Annotated in this window: 3 protein-coding genes and 1 pseudogene; all 4 read right to left on the bottom strand. The window is 61.7% G+C overall.

Annotation, left to right across the window (positions count from 1 at the left end; translation table 11 throughout):
* Positions 1 to 501 (bottom strand): annotated as a pseudogene (locus NW857_RS02675) (hypothetical protein); the annotation flags it as partial.
* Positions 502 to 763: 262 nt separating this feature from the next.
* The gene (locus NW857_RS02670; protein ID WP_414335619.1) at positions 764 to 1,288 is read right to left on the bottom strand and encodes a hypothetical protein; all 525 of its coding nucleotides are present in this window, start codon (positions 1,286 to 1,288) and stop codon (positions 764 to 766) included.
* Positions 1,289 to 1,409: 121 nt separating this feature from the next.
* Complete coding sequence (gene pyrF / locus NW857_RS02665) at positions 1,410 to 2,117, bottom strand: orotidine-5'-phosphate decarboxylase (RefSeq protein WP_414335617.1); 708 nt, start codon at positions 2,115 to 2,117, stop codon at positions 1,410 to 1,412.
* Positions 2,107 to 2,547, bottom strand: coding sequence for a DUF6464 family protein (locus tag NW857_RS02660; RefSeq protein ID WP_414335615.1), 441 nt, complete (start codon positions 2,545 to 2,547; stop codon positions 2,107 to 2,109). The genes pyrF and NW857_RS02660 overlap by 11 nt, the downstream gene beginning before the upstream one ends.
* Positions 2,548 to 2,787: the final 240 nt, after the last annotated feature.

Below are 2,787 nucleotides of genomic sequence, written 5' to 3'. Positions count from 1 at the left end.
TCGCGAACGCAGCGGCTGCCGCGACCACTGCTGGCTCGTCCACAGCCCCGCCCAGAGCAAAGCCAAGGGCCAAATCTTATAGGACAGGGCACAAGCTAGGGCCAGACCCCACCGGCGCAAGGCAGATCCCGGCCCAACGCCGCAACTGCACAGCCACACCCAGGTGCTCAAAATCTCGCTGCCCGGCTCCAACCCTTGGGTCAGCACCCAGGGGCTGAGTCCCCACAGCCCGGCACTCCAGAAGTTGCCCCAGCTCCAGCACAACAGCAGGATGGCCAAACAAGCCATGACCGAGAAGATCCGCAACAGCTCTCCAGCCGGGATCCCCGTTCCCTGAGCCAGCCAGGGCACTAGGCCATCCGCAAACCAGTGGTAGAGGGGCAGTTCCGGCTGACCGGATGGCAAGGATCCCTCAGAGCCGCTCACGGGCACAACGCGCCACCACTGCAGCGGAGACGGTTGCCCCCAGGAGCGGAGCCGCTGTCCCAAGAGCAGGCCCATCCCGCCCCAAAGCAGCCAGTGGCCTATGCAACCAAAACCGACCAGACGTCGGCGGCGATGTTTGTCCGTGTTGGACGACCGCAGTCGGGAAAATGAGCCGCGGGGCAGCCGTTTGCCCTGGCGAGGTTTGGCGGGGGGAAACTTCATAGGTATGCCCTATTGTGTTCCTGAACGGAATGGTCATTCGACCAGCAGCAGAACATCCAATGCCTCTCCCTCTGGGAGGAGAAAGTGTCCTTGTGTGCCTTGCAAAACTCCCCGCCTACAGAGAAGGTCTAGTCAACTCTAGATCGCCCGTCAAGGGGCAACCCGACTGCTGCCAGCGACGGATGGCCTGAGCGGTGAGCCCCTCGGTTACATCGCGAATCGGGATCCCCGCTCCGGTTACCTGCAGACGCACCAACTGCCAGGGATCCCCAGACCTAGCCCGCAGCACATAGGCCTCGTAGGCCAGTTGCAGGGTTTCGCTGCGCCGACCGGCCAAGGGGTTGTCCTGGGGGTGTTGGGGCAAGACCAAGCGGCGCTCCAACGTGGTGAAATACAGTCGAAAAGCCTCTGCAGCTGTTGTGGTGTCCGAGAAAACCTGAGCCAGCTCCTGAGGAGGGAGCATTTCAACCTCCGGCTTCCCCACAAGCACAACCTGAAACTCAGAGCGGGAGCGGCTCAAGGCCAGATTGAGGAACAGAGGCAACTGCTCCGTTAGAGCCTCAGCCCAAACCTGAGGAGCAGCCAGACAGGCTTCTCCGCTGGCCGGGGCGGCAGGAAGGCTGCACAGGCCCAAAGCCACCGATAAACCCACTCCCAGCCAACACCCCCTGCCGTTCGCGTTGGCGGACTGGACAGGTGGCCTATGGCGTCGTTGCCTCACAGCACCACTTAGCCAACAGCGGGCGAATCCCTCAACCTTCTCACCCAGAAGCATCCCACAAGGCTTGGAAGCGCCGCAAGGCCGCCACCGGATCCGGAGCAGCAATGATGGGGCGACCCACCACCAGGTAGTCGGCTCCTGCCCGCAGAGCTTGGTCGGGCGTGCAGATGCGCTGTTGATCATCCCCACCATCCCCCACCCTGGCGTCGCTCAGACGGATCCCTGGAGTAACCAGCAGAACCTCCGGCCCCAAAGCCTGGCGCAGCCGCCCCACTTCCTGCGGGGAGCAGACCAGCCCCTTCACACCTTGATCCAGGGCCAGTCGGGCCAATTGTAAAACGTAGTCGCCAGGATCCCGTTCAATGCCCAGCTCCTGCCGCACCTGGTCGGGGCCGAGGCTGGTTAAGAGGGTCACTGCCAACAGCCGACAGGAACTGCCCTGGGCGGCGGCCACGGCTGCCCGCAACATAGCACTGCCACCGCAAGCATGGACGGTGAGCAGATCCACCCCATAGCCGACGGCCACCTCCGTAGCCCGTCCCACCGTGTGGGGAATGTCGTGCAGCTTCAAATCCAGAAAAATGCGCTTGCCCCTTTCCTTGAGAGCCTGGAGGATAGAGGAACCCGCAGCAGAGAACAACTCCAGGCCCACCTTCCACCACAGCACCTGCGGCAAAGCGTCCACCCACCCCACAGCCTGCTCCCAAGAAGAGGTATCCAGGGCAACAATCAGGCGGTCACCCTTCATCGCGACTCATTCCAGGGCTCACGTTCCGGGGCTCGTAGTGGGGGCAACCTTCACAGGGGCCGTGCGGATTGACGGCACAGCGCAACTCTGGAGAATGGGCATTGTAGCGACAGGTGGGATCCCCGATGGAGTCGGGCGGCGAAGCCACGTAGGTATAAACAACCAGGCCACCAAATCCTATCGGGCTGACGAAGAAACGGCTGCTGCTGAAAGATTCGCCCACAGAAGGGTTGAAGGTTTCCTCGCAAGGTTCTGGCTCCAGTTCCTCCTCCAGATTCCAGAGCGCTTCCCACTGCCGCAGGGTTTCTTGGAGAGGCACGGCCAGGTGTTCCGTCAGTTCTGTCAGGGCTGTTTCCAAAGCGGCGAGGCTTTCTTCCGCCGCTTGGGTGAAGGCTGCCACCCATTCCTCCAATAGCTTCTCAAAATCCATGCAGCAGCGACCTAGAGGCTCCTTCTTTACCTTACTGCCAACCTGGGCGATCTTTAACTTCCTCTTAACTTCCTCCCTGGCAGACGGCATCCACCAGAGCTTGGTTGACCAATGGAAACAGCTCCGCCAACTCTTCTGTAGATAGGTTGCCGGTACAGACATTGGCGCGAATATGCCATTCAGCCCACATCTGCGGCGAGGGAGCAGCGGGATCCCGGCCTTCCTCAGAACCTGAACCGC

Source organism: Synechococcus sp. H55.9 (genome assembly GCF_047462355.1).
GTDB lineage: Bacteria > Cyanobacteriota > Cyanobacteriia > Thermostichales > Thermostichaceae > Thermostichus.
This window is presented reverse-complemented; position numbering and strand designations above follow the sequence as displayed.